15 protein-coding genes are annotated in these 15,312 nt (G+C 69.3%); 6 read left to right on the top strand and 9 right to left on the bottom strand.

Features of this window, described 5'->3' with window-relative positions; genetic code table 11:
- The first annotated feature begins 69 nt into the window (after positions 1-69).
- Complete coding sequence (locus ACFYPR_RS25720; protein WP_354856215.1) at positions 70-1,230, top strand: epoxide hydrolase family protein; 1,161 nt, start codon at positions 70-72, stop codon at positions 1,228-1,230.
- Positions 1,231-1,298: 68 nt separating this feature from the next.
- On the opposite strand, the gene ACFYPR_RS25715 is transcribed toward ACFYPR_RS25720, so the two are convergent.
- From ACFYPR_RS25715 to ACFYPR_RS25700, 4 genes are all read right to left on the bottom strand, one after another.
- Complete coding sequence (locus ACFYPR_RS25715; RefSeq protein WP_354856216.1) at positions 1,299-1,832, bottom strand: copper resistance CopC family protein; 534 nt, start codon at positions 1,830-1,832, stop codon at positions 1,299-1,301.
- 2 nt (positions 1,833-1,834) lie between these two features.
- Positions 1,835-2,392, bottom strand: a complete 558-nt coding sequence (locus ACFYPR_RS25710) for a hypothetical protein (RefSeq protein WP_354856217.1) — start codon at positions 2,390-2,392, stop codon at positions 1,835-1,837.
- A 109-nt stretch (positions 2,393-2,501) separates the two neighbouring features.
- The gene (locus ACFYPR_RS25705; RefSeq protein WP_354856218.1) at positions 2,502-3,617 is read right to left on the bottom strand and encodes a carboxymuconolactone decarboxylase family protein; all 1,116 of its coding nucleotides are present in this window, start codon (positions 3,615-3,617) and stop codon (positions 2,502-2,504) included.
- A 127-nt stretch (positions 3,618-3,744) separates the two neighbouring features.
- On the bottom strand, positions 3,745-4,554 hold the full coding sequence (locus tag ACFYPR_RS25700; protein WP_354856235.1) for a helix-turn-helix transcriptional regulator: 810 nt from the start codon (positions 4,552-4,554) through the stop codon (positions 3,745-3,747).
- Between the two features lie 918 nt (positions 4,555-5,472).
- On the opposite strand from ACFYPR_RS25700, the gene ACFYPR_RS25695 reads away from it, so the two are divergent.
- Positions 5,473-6,138, top strand: a complete 666-nt coding sequence (locus ACFYPR_RS25695) for a MerR family transcriptional regulator (RefSeq protein ID WP_354856219.1) — start codon at positions 5,473-5,475, stop codon at positions 6,136-6,138.
- 149 nt (positions 6,139-6,287) lie between these two features.
- Here ACFYPR_RS25695 and ACFYPR_RS25690 read toward each other — a convergent pair whose 3' ends face one another.
- Positions 6,288-6,710 (bottom strand): SgcJ/EcaC family oxidoreductase, encoded by a 423-nt coding sequence (locus ACFYPR_RS25690; protein WP_354856220.1) that lies wholly within the window; start codon positions 6,708-6,710, stop codon positions 6,288-6,290.
- Positions 6,711-6,958: 248 nt separating this feature from the next.
- Positions 6,959-8,140, bottom strand: a complete 1,182-nt coding sequence (locus ACFYPR_RS25685) for an acyl-CoA dehydrogenase (RefSeq protein WP_354856221.1) — start codon at positions 8,138-8,140, stop codon at positions 6,959-6,961.
- Positions 8,141-8,388: 248 nt separating this feature from the next.
- Between ACFYPR_RS25685 and ACFYPR_RS25680 the strand changes: the two genes are divergently transcribed.
- A complete protein-coding gene (locus ACFYPR_RS25680; protein ID WP_354856222.1) occupies positions 8,389-9,129 on the top strand; it encodes an SDR family oxidoreductase in 741 nt (246 codons plus the stop codon).
- A 92-nt stretch (positions 9,130-9,221) separates the two neighbouring features.
- Here ACFYPR_RS25680 and ACFYPR_RS25675 read toward each other — a convergent pair whose 3' ends face one another.
- Positions 9,222-10,460 (bottom strand): cytochrome P450, encoded by a 1,239-nt coding sequence (locus ACFYPR_RS25675; protein WP_354856223.1) that lies wholly within the window; start codon positions 10,458-10,460, stop codon positions 9,222-9,224.
- A gap of 235 nt (positions 10,461-10,695) precedes the next feature.
- Here ACFYPR_RS25675 and ACFYPR_RS25670 point away from each other — a divergent pair, with 235 nt between their 5' ends.
- The 3 genes from ACFYPR_RS25670 (at position 10,696) to ACFYPR_RS25660 (ending at position 13,206) form a co-directional block, all read left to right on the top strand.
- Positions 10,696-11,454, top strand: coding sequence for an LLM class F420-dependent oxidoreductase (locus ACFYPR_RS25670; RefSeq protein ID WP_354856224.1), 759 nt, complete (start codon positions 10,696-10,698; stop codon positions 11,452-11,454).
- Between the two features lie 146 nt (positions 11,455-11,600).
- The gene (locus tag ACFYPR_RS25665) at positions 11,601-11,957 is read left to right on the top strand and encodes a YciI family protein (protein WP_354856225.1); all 357 of its coding nucleotides are present in this window, start codon (positions 11,601-11,603) and stop codon (positions 11,955-11,957) included.
- A 16-nt stretch (positions 11,958-11,973) separates the two neighbouring features.
- A complete protein-coding gene (locus tag ACFYPR_RS25660) occupies positions 11,974-13,206 on the top strand; it encodes a sigma-70 family RNA polymerase sigma factor (protein ID WP_354856226.1) in 1,233 nt (410 codons plus the stop codon).
- On the opposite strand, the gene ACFYPR_RS25655 is transcribed toward ACFYPR_RS25660, so the two are convergent.
- Both ACFYPR_RS25655 and ACFYPR_RS25650 read right to left on the bottom strand, forming a co-directional pair.
- Positions 13,169-13,990: a PIG-L family deacetylase gene (locus ACFYPR_RS25655; protein ID WP_354856227.1), complete on the bottom strand. Its 822-nt coding sequence runs from the start codon at positions 13,988-13,990 to the stop codon at positions 13,169-13,171. The two genes, ACFYPR_RS25660 and ACFYPR_RS25655, sit on opposite strands and share 38 nt — an antisense overlap.
- On the bottom strand, positions 13,987-15,264 hold the full coding sequence (locus tag ACFYPR_RS25650; protein ID WP_354856228.1) for a glycosyltransferase: 1,278 nt from the start codon (positions 15,262-15,264) through the stop codon (positions 13,987-13,989). Before ACFYPR_RS25650 ends, ACFYPR_RS25655 begins: the two co-directional genes overlap by 4 nt.
- Between the last annotated feature and the right edge of the window lie 48 nt (positions 15,265-15,312).

The following is a 15,312-nucleotide window of genomic DNA, read 5'->3' as shown; positions in this document are numbered from 1 at the left end:
GGACGCCGCCGCGATGTCTCTTGTCGCGAGGAATGGCGTTCCGTTCCCTCATCGAGTGAGGATTGCCGCATGAAACCGTTCCGGATCGACATTACGCAAGCCGCCGTGGACGACCTGCGCCGCCGTCTCGCCGACACGCGCTGGCCTGCCGACTCGCCCGCCGAGGACTGGAGCCGGGGCGTGCCGGCGACCTACCTGCGCGAATTGGTGGAGTACTGGCGAACCGGTTACGACTGGCGTGCCGCCGAGACCCGGCTCAACTCCTTCCCGCAGTTCACCACCGAGGTCGGCGGCACCACCGTGCACTTCCTGCACGTGCGCTCCCCCGAGCCGGACGCCACGCCCATGATCATCACGCACGGCTGGCCCGGTTCCTTCGCCGAGTTCACCGACATCATCGGGCCGCTCACCGATCCGCGGGCACACGGTGGCGACCCCGCGACCGCCTGCCACCTGGTCATTCCCACCATTCCCGGTTTCGGATTCTCCGGGCCCCCCAGCGGTCCGGGCTGGACCATGCCGCGGGTCGCCGCCGCCTGGGCCGAGCTGATGGCCGGGCTGGGCTACGAGCGGTACGTCGTCCAGGGCGGCGACTTCGGCGCCTGGATCAGCCTGGTGTTGGCGGGCCTCGATCACGAGCACGTCATCGGGGCGCACGTGAACTTCCTGCCGACGCCACCCTCGGGCGACCCCGCCGATCTGGCCGGGCTGACCGAGGTCGAGGGGGGACGGCTGGGGCTGTTGATGAACTACGTCGACGACCAGTCCGGGTACATGAAGATCCAGGCCACCCGGCCGCAGACGCTGGCGTACGCCCTGAACGACTCGCCGGTGGGCCAGCTCGCCTGGATCGTCGAGAAGCTGCACGAGTGGAGCGACTCGACCAAGGCCCCCGAAGAGGCGATCGACCGCGACCGGATCCTCACCAACGTGATGCTGTACTGGCTGACCGGCGCCGGCGCGTCGTCGGCCCACTTCTACTACGACAACGCCGAGCTCCTGCCCATCGCCAAGACTCCCCCGCCGCCTCCCCCGCCCCTGCCGGTGCCCCTGGGCGTGGCGATCTTCCCCCGCGACCCCGGCCAGCCGGTCCGGCGCTTCGCCGAGCGTGGCTTCCCGAACATCGTGCAGTGGACCGAGTTCGAGCGGGGTGGCCACTTCGCCGCCATGGAGCAGCCGGACCTGCTGGTCGGTGACCTGCGCTCGTTCGTCGCGGCCCTGCGGAGCTGAACCGCACGGTGAAGGGCCCCGGATGTCTCGGCATCCGGGGCCCTTCACCATGCGGCTCGTCAAGGGCGCTACCGCGGAGGTACGCGGCGTGGCGCTGGTCGGCGGACGAGCAGGATCACCAGGACGACGACCGTGACGAGATTGACCAGGAGCAGTACCGCGCTGAGACCGTCGACGCCGTGCTCGTGCCCCGCGTCGGCGTCGGCGGCCGTGGCGCCGGACGCCTGCGTGCCGACGGCGAAGCGGATGACGCCGCTGGTCTGTCCGCCAGCGACGCCGATGACGTGGTAGACGACCGTGTATGTGCCGTTGGCCTCGATCCGGACGGGCACCCGCAGGATGTCGCCCGGCCCGGCGGTCACGGCACCGGAGTCCACCCGCCGCCCCGCGCTGTCGACGACCGAGAGGTGCGACAGCGCGGGGTCGGCGGCCGCCGACAGGTTCAGTCGTGCCTCGCCCGGCGCCGTCGTCAGGCTCTGCGCGTCGGCGGGCGAGCTGCCCATCAGGCGTACCGCCGGCGCGCGGTCGGTGACCGCGACGAGCAAACCCAGTGGCAGCAGGACCAGCACGGCGGCGATGAGCAGGCGGGTCCGACGGGACACGGTCAGGCCGCTACGACGCTCGGGTGCGGCTGCGTCTGCACGCAGTTGCAGCGCGTCTGCTCCAGTTCCCGATCGTTCGGGCGCAGGTGCAGATACATCCCGATGATCATCGGCAGGAACACGACCGAGTTGTAGAACAGGTGCAGTTCGACCCGCGGGTAGATCAGTTGCAGGACGCTGGTCGGCACCGCCGCGCCGAAGAAGTTGGTGTGCAGCTGCGCCTGCAACAGCAGCAGGAAGTGCTCGATGTGGTGCCAGAACTGGATCACCAGGGCGACCGTCCACCAGGTGCGGGCCCGGCCGACGAAGCCGGGGCGGAGCAGGAACAGGCCGACCAACATGACCAGCGCGTACCCGTAGTGCATCCATTCCGAGGTCACCAGCCACGGGAGGAACTGCCCGAGCACGCCGCGCGCCTGGGGACGGGCCCAGCCGAGCACCCAGATCTGGTAAGCCTGGACCAGGTGTTCGGCCCAGTGCGCGAGCGTGATCACCAGGAAGCCCCCGAGCGCTGCCCGGTGATAGGCATGGTTGAGTGTGCGAACCGGTGCGACCACCATTCGGTTCTCCTATTCCGTGGGGTTCGATTCACGCGCCGCATCAACACAGCACGGGGCCAACGAGAAACGACACTGGTTCCCACCGGCGTTGGCTCTTCGTACGCGCCTTTCACGACTCGCGAGGCACGACAGCGCCATTGTCACGCCGCGGGCGTCCGCCGTTCTTCTCCTCGTGTGCGCTCTGCCGGACCCCGATCCGACGGGCTGCGGCGAAGCTGGCCCAGGCGGCCACGTCGACCAGCGTGGCGTCCGCCGGATGGTGGCGGCGGAAATCCTCGACGACCTCGGGGCCGACCCGGTAGGAGGCGAACGCGGTGAGCAGCGCGAGACGTGCCGCCGCCCGCTGCGGTGCGGTCAGCGGCTCGATCAGCTCCTCGCACCAGCGGGTGCTGAGGCCGGCGTCCTCCCCGGCCCACCCGTCGAGCCGGGTCACCACGAGGCTGCGGACCGCGGGGTCGAGCGAGCGCTCGCCGGCGACCTCGAAGACGCGGTAGGAGCGCGCCATCGCGTCCGCGATGCGTGGGCTGCCCGAGGCCCAACTGACGTCCGAGGTCGGCGGCGCGGCGTCGAGCAGGCGGGTGGCTCGGCCGGCGAGGTGCTGTCCTCGGAGGGTGGGCCGGAGCACCCGGCCGAGCCCCTGATTGAGCCGGCGCCGCGCGCGTGGGCCGAGGCCCTGCGGCAGCAGCGAGTTGGCAAGGAAGACGTTGACCACGCGGCTCAGGTAATGGAAGCCCACCACGACCCCGACCAGCTCCGCTCGCTCCACTTCGGACACTCCGGCCGGCAGGGGCGGCCCGTCGGCACGGTGTGCGCCGCGGGCCCATTGCACGAAGCGCCGCATTCGGATGTCGGCGATCTCGTCAGGCCGGTCCGCGGCGATCGCCTCGGCGTCGCGCTCGTCGGAGAGTTCGAAGAGGCCCGCCACGTGCAGATCGGCGCAGTAGGGACAGGTGTTGGCCACCGACACCGTTGCCGCGACCGCTTCCTTGACAGCGCGGTCCACCACTCCGGCCGGCAACAGCGGCTCCCGGGTGAGGGTCCAGTAGGCGGCCAGGACATCGTCGGACGGCGAGTGCAACAACGCCGGCGGCACCACGATCTGGAATTCCTCGGCGACCTGGCGATACACCGCCGCGACGAGTCCACGCGCCGTCGCGGCGGGCACGACGGTCAGGAACCTGACGTGCTTCTGAGCGACCGAGGAAGCAACCCGTCTCGCGACCATCAGAACCTCCCGCGTCAGATTCCCCGATTGCTCCCGCTGTTTGCGGGCCCGCCGGTGACCGCACGCCTCGCGCATCGGCACACCCACGCCCGGACTCGGCCGCCTCCTGCCCTGCGGGGTGACGTCCTCAGGCGGCCGCGCCCACCCGGTCCCGCACCGCGGTACTGCCGTGCTGGGCCTGGCTCAGCGCGTACTTGCGCGCGTCGAGCAGGGCGAGCAGCACCGGCGGATCCAGTGCGCTGCTGCGCCGCAGCACCATGTTCGCGGTGACCTTCGAGTCGGCGCGGACCGTGAGCGGGCCGTACGTCGCCACCGACACGGCACGATCGGCCACGTCGGCGCGCTGCTCGGCACCGTCCGGATCGGCCGACACCGACTGGGCCAACAGGTACCACGAGCCCAGGGGAACCGCGTCGAAGTGGACCCAGCCGGGTTGCTGCAGAACGGCGCACCGCGCCGGACGTCCTTCCGGGATACGGCCGCTGAACAGACCGACGAAAATAAGCGGGTGGTCATCGTCCTCGGCGAGACGGACCTGGCACGACACCTGGCCGCTCGGCGATCGGCCGGAGCGCCACTCGAAGTGCGGGTGGATAGACTGCGTGTAGCCGGCGTGTCGACGGAACGCGGTGGGCGACATACCGACGCTGCGGCTGAACCGCCAACTGAACGTACCGACGCTGTTGTAACCCACGCGGACGCTGATGTCCGCGACGTTCATCGATGTGGTGATGAGCAGGTCCTTCGCCCGCTGCAGGCGCAGCGCCGAGAGGAAGCGGGCCGGCGACACACCGGTCACCCGCCGGAAGATGCGAGTGAAGTGGAATTTGCTGAACATTGCAGCACGGGCCATGTCGTCGACAGTCAACTGTTCACCCATGCGGTCATGCATCGCTGCGACTGCCCGCAGCACCGCCTGCTCAGAAACGTCTTTCATGACACTCCCCCAGGTGCTGTTCCGCTGCATCATTCAACTCGTGGCAGTCAGATATGTGCGCGCCTACCTGACAATTGAATATAAAAGCCGGAACAGTGCGGTCAATTACGTCGAATGATCTCTCGACTTATCGCAACACTATCGGACGGCACGTCGGCAATCAACCCTGGGTGAGCGCGCGACGCAATCGTGGAGAAGCAGCGGGTATTGGCGCTACTGGATATGGATAGCGTGAATCACCGATATATGCACACCTCGTGGCCGAAGCGGTCCAGGTCGGCCGGGCGGCCTTGATCCGTCGGCGCATGACTGGAATTGATCACCATTGGCACTGCTCGGAGTGCACGCAGCCGGTCGTGGCGGATTGGCGGTGACGGACTCTGGACGGCGTGCCAGCAGGTCGGGCCGGCCTCCTGCCGTCATCGGCCGCCCCTGCGACGATACCCGCCGGTAACACCGGCCAGATACGTGATCAGCATGCCGGCGGGGCCTCAGATACGTGTCTCAGCCAGGGCTTTCATGGTGGACAGTTCTATTTGTGCGGTCAACCGCGACAACGGGCGTGGCTCGCGGAACGCGGGTCACGCCGATCCGTTCACCGGCCACTGACGGGCATGATTGGGAGGCCAGCTCTGGTTACTAACAGTGTTTGTGTGGTAATTAAGGGTTGCCGAAGTATGTCCGAGTCTCCTAGTCTCCTATCGGACGGCGCAACCATCAGCCACCTCGATTGCGCATCCGGCACCACCCGGAAGGAGCCGATCACCCGTGCTTCTCGGTCCACACCAGCCCAGGACAGCCACGACGACCTCCGCCGGCAGCGACGCCGCAACGACAGCGTTATTTCCGCGGCGCAGCCACAGCTAGCACGAGCGGTCGCGATCCACGGGCCTGAAACGTTGATCACCGGGAGCCACGATGCGAATATCTGACCTGAGTCGGCAGTCCGGGGTGCCGGTCGGGACGATCAAGTTCTACCTGCGCGAACGCCTGCTCCCACCCGGCGAACCCACGGGACGCAACCAGGCACTTTACAATAAGAATCACCTACGACGCCTTCGGCTGATCAAGATATTCACCTCCATCGGTGAACTCGACCTCACGTCGGTACGGCGGCTCCTGATCGCCGCCGAGGACGAGCACCTGTCGTCGATCGAGCTGTTCGAGGTGCTCAACCAGGTGTCGATGGCGGGCAAGGACACCGCCGCCGAGGAGGACGAGAGCCTCGATCTCGCCCGTGCCGACGCGAACCGCATCATCGAATCGTCCGGCTGGCAGGTCAACCCGGACGCCGCCGCCCGCTCACACCTCACCCTCGCGCTCGCCGCGATGCGGCGCCTGGGCTGCGACTGCGATCCGGACTTTCTCGACGTCTACCGGGAGGCAGCCGACCGGCTCGCCCGGCACGAGGTCGGTCGGATCGCGAACGACCGCACCGCGCGCATCGAGGCCCTCGCGCGCAACGTCCTGCTACACCAGGCGTTCGCGGCGATGCGCCAGCTCGGGCAGCAGCATCACCTGTCCCGCCGATTCGGCCTCGTGCCGGCGAACCAGGGGACGGCCGACGACGGCGACCGCGCCTGACACCCGAAGCCGATGCGCCGAGGCACACGGGTCGACCGGACAGGGACGTCGGCCCGGCGGGGCGGCGCCGACGGACTGACTGTGCCGGTGACGCCGGCGGAGCTGACGCGTGAGGGCCGGCCAGCTGGCCGGCCCTCAGAACGTGCTACTCAGGCTGGGTCACGCGGGCAGTTCTGGTAGACCGAGAGCACCCAGGCGTCGTCGCGCTTGACGAGGATCCACGAGGCCCGGATGGCGTCCGCGGAGGCCAGGTCGGTGCTCCCGGCCGCGATCACCCCGCCGACGGTCAACAACGCGACCGCGCCGGGCCCGAGGGGCTTGACGTCGATCGGCTTCCCGGTGACGGTCGTGCCGGCGTACACGCCCTGGTAGGCATCCGCCATGTAGTCGCGAATGGCCGTGCGGCCCTTCACGTACACGCCCGGCAGGATGAGCGTGCCGTCCTCGGCGAACAGGTCGGCGAAGGCGTCGGCGTCATGGGCCGCCCAGGCCTTCACCATCCGGGCCGACACGGCGCCGATCGCCGCCTGGTCCGATCCGTCCAGGACCGGAGCTTGTGTGTTGGTGGTCATCTGCTACCCACTTCCGTCGGCCGTCCATCGATGGCAACTGATGACCATCGTGGCCGGAGCCGCGCCGTCCTGGCGTCTTCCAGCGTGCGCCGGGTCGGCAGGGCGCAACGTCCGAGAAGTGCCGGCCGCCTGGTCCCGCCGGCGATGGAATTCGGTGCCGGCTCGGAGCGGGTCGCCGGACGCATCCGTGTACGCGCGCGCGGATGCCCACCGACGTATCGGTGGACATCCGCGAGCTGGTGGACCGATCAGATGAAGAACGTGTTGGGCTCCAGGCCGCACAGCACCCGGCCGTAGAGCTCCATCGTGGTCGTCGGCAGATGCAGAGCGTGCAGGGTGACCGCGCGGACGTCGCGCCGGATCCGCTGGATCGGCTCCCGCGTGTAGATCGACGATGCGCCACACGCGCCGGCCAGGATGTCGACCGCCTCGGCGGTCAGCTGCGGCACACGACCCGCCACGGCCCTGGCGTACGCGCGGTCGCGGACCGTCCACGGCTCCCGCGTCAGACCGCGCTCGTCCACCAACGTGGCGAGCCTGCGCGCGTGCCCCTCGGCCTCGTCGATCTTGAGGGCGGCGTCGGCCGCCTGCAGGTGCGTGATCGGCGCGTCCGCCTGGCGCTCGTAGTTGGTGTTGGAGATGGGCCGTTCGTTGATCCGGGCATAGAACTGCTCCTCGGCAGCACGCGCCATGCCGATCATCTTGCCGGAGGTCGACGCCGCCACCGCCGCGACCAGTGGCGACTGGAACATCGGCAGGTCCCGGTTGCGCTCGGACGCGTACTCGCCGGCGGTGAACGCGGCGATCCGCATGATGTTGGCGCCGGGCACGAAGACATCCTCCGCGACGGCCCTGACGCTGCCGGTCCCGGAGAGCGCGGACACGTGCCAGTCGTCCACGATGCGCAGCGCGCTCATCGGCACCACTGCCATCACCGGCTCGGGCTCGCCCTCGGACGGGATGAGCAGGGTGGAGAGCAGCTTCCACCCGCTGTGCGCGGCGCCACTGTTGAACGCCCACTCACCGTTGACCACGATGCCGCCGTCCTTGGGGACTCCGGTGCCGTTGAGCGCCAGCGTTCCACTGATCCGGGCGTCCGGGTCGGCGAAGATCTCGTCCTGCACCTCGTCCGGGAACAGGCCGACGTTCCACGAGGTGATCCACCAGGCGGCGACGTCGAACGCCGCGGCGCCGTCGCCGCGACCCAGCTCGATGCCGACGTCCAGCAGTGTGTGGGCGTCCACCTCGTACCCGCCGAAGCGCGCCGCGGTACGCATGCGGAAGATTCCGGCAGCCGTCATCGCCTCGACACTCTCGTCGGCGAGCCGGCGGTTCTCCTCCTGCCACAACGAATTCTTCCGGAGCACCGGGACAATGTCGGCCGCCCTCTTCGTCAGATCGGTTCGGTGTGACGTCTCGGTTGTCTGCACGGGGTCTCCTCCTGGTACGGCCCCATCGTGCCCCCGCCGGGAAGCGGATGGCGCAAACGGGCGGCTGCATGAAGCGCTGAAGGTCGTTGCCGGGAATTCAGGAAGTCACGTTAACCCCTGGGCGTCGGCCGGAAAAGACACATCAGAGCGTCGTGCGGAACCGCGCATTCTGAAAGAAGATCGGGCTCGACCAGGATCGTAGCTTTACGGTGACCAATTGACCGACGGCATCATGAATGGTGGACGAGATGAGTTACTGGTCCGATCGGAAGGTGCTCGTGGTCGGCGCGAGCCGTGGCCTCGGCCGTGGGGTGACCGAGGCGTTCCTGGCGGCTGGCGCGACGGTGACCGCCCTGTCGCGGAACACCGCACCGCTGGCCGCCCTGGCCGGCGCGCACGGCAACCTGAGCCTGGTCGACGCGGACGCCACCGACCCGGCCAGCCTCGACGTCCTCCGCCGGAACCCGCCGGACGTCCTCGCCCTGGTAGCCGGCGCCGCACCCGAGCTGCGTCCGCTGACGGAGCAGACCTGGGAGTCGTTCTCCACCCCCTGGAACACCGACGTGCGCATCGCGTTCCTCTGGCTGCGTCAGGTGTTGCGGCAGCCCCTGGCGCCCGGCAGCCGGGTCATCGTGACCAGCAGCGGCGCCGCGCTGAAGGGCTCCGTGCTCAGCGGCGGCTACGCCGGAGGCAAAGCGACAGTACGCTTCCTCGCCGACTACGCGGCCCAGGAGGCCGCACGTGCCGGGCTGGACATCACGTTCCACACGGTGCTGCCGCAGCTCACTCCGGAAACCGGCCTCGGCCGGGCGGCGGTCGACGCGTACGCCGAGCGCGCCGGCGTCCCGCCCGAGACGTTCGTCGAGCCCATGCGCCCGGTGCTGACGCCGGAGGCGGCGGGTGCGGCCTTCCTGCGGCTCGGCGGCGACCCGACCCCGCCCGGCACCGTGCACCTGCTGTCCGGCGCCGGTCTGACGCGACTGCCCTGAGCCCGCGCCAGACCGTCTCAGGGAAACCCAGGACGTACGCATGGCGGTGGCCACCATCGTGGTGGCCACCGCCATGACGGTCGGCACGGGGCTCAGGCGACCGCGGGGACCGCGGCGGTGAGGTACATCGGCACGCGGTCGTAGCCGTTCATGATGAACGAGCCCTGCGGGGGCAGTTCCTCGCGCGGCACGGCCAGGGTCAGGTCGGGAAAGCGCTCGAAGAGGGCCGGCAGCGCCACCATCGACTGCATCGTGGCCAGCGGCCGCCCCAGGCAGTAGTGCTCGCCGTGCCCGAAGGACAGGTTCGTCTTGTCCGGGCGGGTGATGTCGAAGTCGTTGGCGGTGTCGCCGTGCAGCGCCGGGTCCCGGCCGATCCCGGCGTACGCGATGAGGACCAGGTCGCCCTTGGCGATGTGGACGCCGGCGACGTCGATGTCCTCCTTCGCGTAGCGGAAGGGCAGCTGGGCGACGGCGGCGTCCTTGCGGACGGCCTCGTCGAAGGCGTCCATCCAGGTGTACTGCCCGGTGCGGATCAGCTCCAGCTGGTCGCGGTGGGTGCTCAGGTCGATGATGCAGTGGGCCAGCACGTTGCTCAACGTCTCCGATCCCGCGCCGAGCAGGACGTGCAGGCTACCGATCAGCTCCTCGTTGGAGAGCGTCTCGCCGTCCTCGTTCGCGGCGATCAGGACGCTGGTCAGGTCGTCTCCCGGGTCCTGACGGCGGCGGGCGGCGAGCTTGGACATGGCGTCGTGCCACTGGTCGAGGTTCGCCGCGGCCATCTCGCCGGTGTGGTTGGTCAGGCTGTTCTGCTTGGTGCCCTTGAGCGCTTCCTCCCGCACCTCCTCCGGCACGCCGAAGAGATCGCAGATGAGCGTGGCGGTCAGTGCGTACGTGAACTGCCCCTTGATGTCGACCGTCTCGCCCGGCCGCGTACTGGCCTCCATGTCGTCCAGCAGCCGCTGCACGATCGACTCGACGCGGGGTCGGGCCTTCTCGACCTCGCGCGGCGTGAAGGCGTGCGACACCAGCTTGCGCAGCCGGTCGTGGTCGGCGCCGTCACGAACGGTCAGGTTGTCCATCGCCACCCAGGTGATGAGCTCCCAGTCGTGCGGCACCTCGCCGCGCACGAACGGGGGCCAGTCCTCCTTCGCGTTCTTGGAGAGCTGGTCACCGGCGAGCAGCTTCCTGCCAATGTCGTACGACGTGACGCACCAGGCGTGGTAGCCACCGGGAACCTCGACGAGGGTGACCGGGCCCTCGGCGCGGATCCGGGCAGCTTCGGCATGAATGTCACGCCCCTCAGGATCGAGCATGATCGGGCATTTACCCATCGCGGGCCTCCATGGTTCGGTGCACGGCACCGGGCAGGGATCCGGTGGTGCGAAGAGCGGTATCTGCCGCTGAACCTAATGACCTCCCCGGCTCCATATTTCTTCTCGATTGCCGAGCGCGGAAATCCACTCCGCGTGTGCCTTCATGACGGCGGAACAGCAATTGTGAAGAGGTTTTGCGGGGCCGTGGCGGGCATCCTCGACTCGATAACGCGTAAATCCAGAGGAGACGGTCATGGCTCGATTCAAGGTCGGCGTGCTCTTCAAGCCGCAGCACTGCGAGATGGCTCAGCTACGCGAGGGTTGGCGTGCGGCGGACGAGCTCGGTGTGGACACCGTCTGGACCTGGGACCACTTCTATCCGCTCTACGGCGACCCGGACGGCGCGAACTACGAGTGCTGGACCACGCTGGCCGCGCTCGCCGCCGACACCCGGCGCGTCCGGTTCGGCTCGCTCGTGACGTGCAACAGCTACCGCAACCCCAACCTGCTCGCGGCCATGGCGGGCACGGTCGACCAGATCAGCGACGGTCGCCTGATCCTGGGCCTGGGCGCCGGTTGGTTCGAGCGGGACTACACCGAGTTCGGCTACCGGTTCGGCGGCGCCGGCGAACGGCTGCGGGCGCTGGAGGACGGCGTGCGGACCGTACGGTCCCGCCTGGCCGCGCTGGTCCCGTCGGCAGCACGGGTGCCACTGCTGATCGGCGGCGGCGGTGAGAAGGTGACCCTGCGCATCGTGGCCCGGTACGCGGACATGTGGAACGACTTCGGTTCGGCGGAGCGCTTCGCCCACAAGAGCGCCGTCCTCGACCGCTGGTGCGCCGAGCTGGGCCGCGACCCCGCCGAGATCGAGCGCACCACGATGATCGAGACGGCGGAGGTGGACGAGGTCGACGCCTACCTCAAGGCCGGCGCCACCCACGTCATCCTCGGCCTGGACACCCCGTTCGACCTCGAACCCCTGGACCGCCTGCTCGCACACGCGAGGGACTGAACACGTCAGCCGGCCGGTCGCCGCGGGCCACGTACCGGGCCAGCGAGGCCCAGATTTTCGGTGTTGCTGTCGATCTACCGCCCGCGCGACCCGTCGTAATGTAGAGGCCACCACCGAGGGGGCCGGCACACGACGGGACATGAGAGATGGCCAAGTACATGATCCTCATCTACGGCGACGCCCAGCAGTGGGACGCGATGACCGACGAGCAGTGGAAGGCGCACGACGCGGCGCACGAGGCGTTCGTCGCCAAGGCCGGCACGCAGATCATCGACGGTCAGCAGCTGGAGCTGGCGCCCACGGCCACCACGCTGCGCTCGGACTCGGTGGGTCAGATCCAGACGACCGACGGCCCGTTCCTGGAGACCAAGGAGGCGCTCGGCGGCTACTACCTGATCGAGGCGACCGACCTGGACGAGGTTCTGTCGATGGCGACGCTGCTTCCCGAGGTGCACGCTTCGCACAGCGGTGTGGAGATCCGCCCGGTGGTCGACCACGGCTGACGTGGCCGACCCACGGATGAAAGACGAGGTTGTCGCGGCGGTCGCCCAGGCGCACCGCCGCGACTGGGCCCAGGTGTTCAGCACCACGGCCCACCTGACCCGGGACCTCGACCTCGCCGAGGAATGCACGCAGGACGCGTTCGCACAGGCCCTGGAGACCTGGACGGAGACCGGTGTCCCCGACCGACCGGGCGCCTGGTTGACCACCATCGCGCGCAACCGGGCCCGCGACGTCCTGCGCCGCGAATCGGTGTTCCGTCGCAAGATGCCGCTGCTCGTCGCCGACGAGACCACGCCGGGGCCCGAGGACGGCCTGGTCGACGACCGGCTGCGCCTCATCTTCACCTGCTCGCACCCCGCCCTGGCCCGGGAGGCGCAGGTCGCCCTGACCCTGCGCCTGGTCTGCGGGCTGTCCACACCCGAGGTGGCCCGCGCGTTCCTGGTGCAGCCGGCGACGATGGCAGCCCGGATCACCCGGGCCAAGAAGAAGATCGCTGCGGCCCGCATCCCGTACCGGGTGCCGGGCCCGGACCAGCTCGAGGAGCGGGTGAGCGCCGTCCTGGAGGTCGTCCACCTGATCTTCACCACCGGGCACACGGCGCCGCTCGGCGCCCACCTGGTTCGCCAGGATCTGGTGGACAGCGCGATCAGCCTGGCCCGCATGCTGCATCTGCTCATGCCGACCAACGCCGAGATCAGCGCGCTTCTCGCGCTGCTGCTGCTCAACGCCTCGCGCCAGGACACCCGAATGTCCGCGGACGGGCGCCTGGTGCTGCTGTCCGAGCAGGATCGCTCCCGCTGGGACCGGCAGCTCATCGCCGAGGGCCGGTCGTTGGTGACCGACGCGCTGCGCCGCCGGCCACCGACGCGGTACGCCCTGGAGGCCGCGATAGCCGCCCTGCACGCCGAGGCGGCGAGCTGGCGGGACACCGACTGGGCCCAGATCGTCGCGCTCTACGACGCCCTGTTCCGGCTCTGGCCCTCGCCCGTGGTGGATCTCAACCGGGCCGTCGCGATCGGGCTCCGCGACGGCCCCCGGGCCGGCCTCGACGCGCTGAATCCCCTGCTCGCTGATCCGGCCCTGGCCACGTACGGGTACCTCAGTGCCGCCCGGGCCGACTTCCTGCGCCAACTGGGGCAGTGGTCGCAGGCCCGGACGGCCTACGAGGAGGCGTTGACCCTCACCGACAACGACGTCGAGCGCGCGTTCCTCAATGAGCGCCTGACCGAAGTCCAGCGGAATCTGTGAGTGCCAGCACCTCGCGGACGGTCTCGTAGAAACCGTCGACACCGTGGAGGTCGCGGCGGTTCGCGCAGTCCTCGGCGTACTGCTCGCTCATGGTCTGGCCACCGCTCTCCAGCATCGCGATCTGGCTCGCGTAGGCGCCGACCGCGTGAAGTTTGCGGGCCCACTGGCTGTCACTGATCGCGACGGCCACCGGCTCCGACACGCGTACGCCCGCCGGCAGCGCCGGCATGACGTTGACTCCCGGCCACGCGAGGTAGGGGAAGTCGTCCCAGAGCGACAGCGGCGAGTCGGTCCTGGCCACCGCGGCGAGGACGGCGTCGCGGGTGCGCCGGTGGTCGACGTGATTGCCGACCGCCGCGCACGTGACGACCCGGTCGACGGAGAACTCACCGATCACCCGCTCGATGTCGGCGGCCACAGCGGCGACCAGATCGTCCTCGTCGTCGGCATGGTGATCCATCGGGTTCTCGTCGTCGATCACCCAGCCGCCCTGCGCGTTCCTGCGGTAGATCGCGTCGAGGAACGGGCCGCACAGATACGGCGGGTCGACGCCGAGCGTGGCGAGGGCCGCGACGTTCTCGTCGCGCCGCGCCGCCACGGGATCACCGACGATCGCCCACTGGTCGTGGAAGGTGGTCGCGATCGGCGAGTACGGCGGCGCGGGACTCCCGGCGAACACCGTGTAGACGACGACGTGTTCGCCAGCGTCGGCCAACTGGACGAGGTGGCCGCCGTAGGACAGCACCGCGTCATCGAGATGCGGCGACACCACCAGGGTTGTCATGCGGCTCTCCCTTCGAAGTGGGGTTGCTGCGAATGTGCGGTCGGCAGCACCGGGTCGGCGTACGAGATCGTCCGGCGGCCGATCCGGCCGGCCTCCGCGAGGATCTGCATTCCCCAGGTGTCCCAGACGCCGGCCATCCGCGAGGTGATGACGACCGTGCCGGCACTGTCGTCGCTCAGCGGCGTGGACAGCCCGAGAGCGTGGTAACCGCTGTGGTCCCCCGAACGCACGGCCCGGTCGAGGAGTTCGTGATCGAAGTCGACGAGGGTCGCGCCGGTCACCGACGCGGGCAGCTCGCCGCCGCACCCGATGATGGTGACCGCCTCATCGTCGGGCACATCCGCCAGGGCGTCGGCTATCTCGGCTGAGACGCTCAGGCCCCGCGCCCGCTGCTGCCAGTCGAGGAGCTCCAGGTACGTCGGCTCCCACTGCCAGAACTCCCCCTTCTCCACCATCACGGCCAGACCCATCTCGATCGCGGGCTCGGGGAACTTGCTCAGGAACAGCCGCATGTTGGCGAACAGCTCGTCGAAATTGGCCTTGTGGTCGCGGTCGTGCGGCGCGACAACCGCCCACGCATCCGCCGCGAGCTCGATCGTCAGGCCGGCGCGGTGCAGCCGGAAACCCAGCTCCATGTCCTCGCCACCCCAGCCCTGGAATCGCTCCTCGAAGGCGCCGACGCGGCGGAAGTCGTCCATCCGGATCGAACAGTTTCCGGTCCAGAAGGCCTTCCAGGGGATCGACCGTTTCCTCAGGTCCATGCCGCAGCCGGCGAAGTAGGGCTGGCGCACGTCCTGGAACTCCGGTAGGTGGCGGTAGCGCTCCACCACCAACTCGGGCGACAGCTGCGCGAGGAGCTCGTCCACCCCCACCATCGGCGAATCGGGGTTGTAGCCGTAGCTGGGCCCCACCACCGCCCGCCGCGACTCGCCGCCCTCGTGGGCGGCCAGGTGCGCGGCGAGGAACTCCGGGCCCACCATCGACCCGGTGTCGAGAATGACCAGCAGCCCGCCGACCGCCATCCGGGCCGCGCCGTTGCGCGCGGACGCGACCCGGAACCCGCGGTCCTCCTGATGGAAGTACGCGATGTGCAACAGGTCGGCGTAGGACCGCACGACGTCGGCGGTGTGATCGGTCGAACCGTCATCGCCGACGATCACCTCGAAATCGTCGGTGGGAATCGTCTGCCGGGCGAGCTGCCGAAGGGTCTCCGACAGCAGATCGGCTGAGTTGTAGGTCGCGATGATGACGGATACCCGCCGCCGGTGGCCCATGGTGCTCCTTCGCATGGTCGGTCCAGCTCTTCGAACTGGCCTACGGGT

This window comes from Micromonospora sp. NPDC005254 (assembly GCF_042872525.1).
Taxonomy (GTDB): domain Bacteria; phylum Actinomycetota; class Actinomycetes; order Mycobacteriales; family Micromonosporaceae; genus Micromonospora.
The sequence above is the reverse complement of the archived record's forward strand: the minus strand, read 5'-3'. Positions and strand labels throughout refer to the sequence as shown.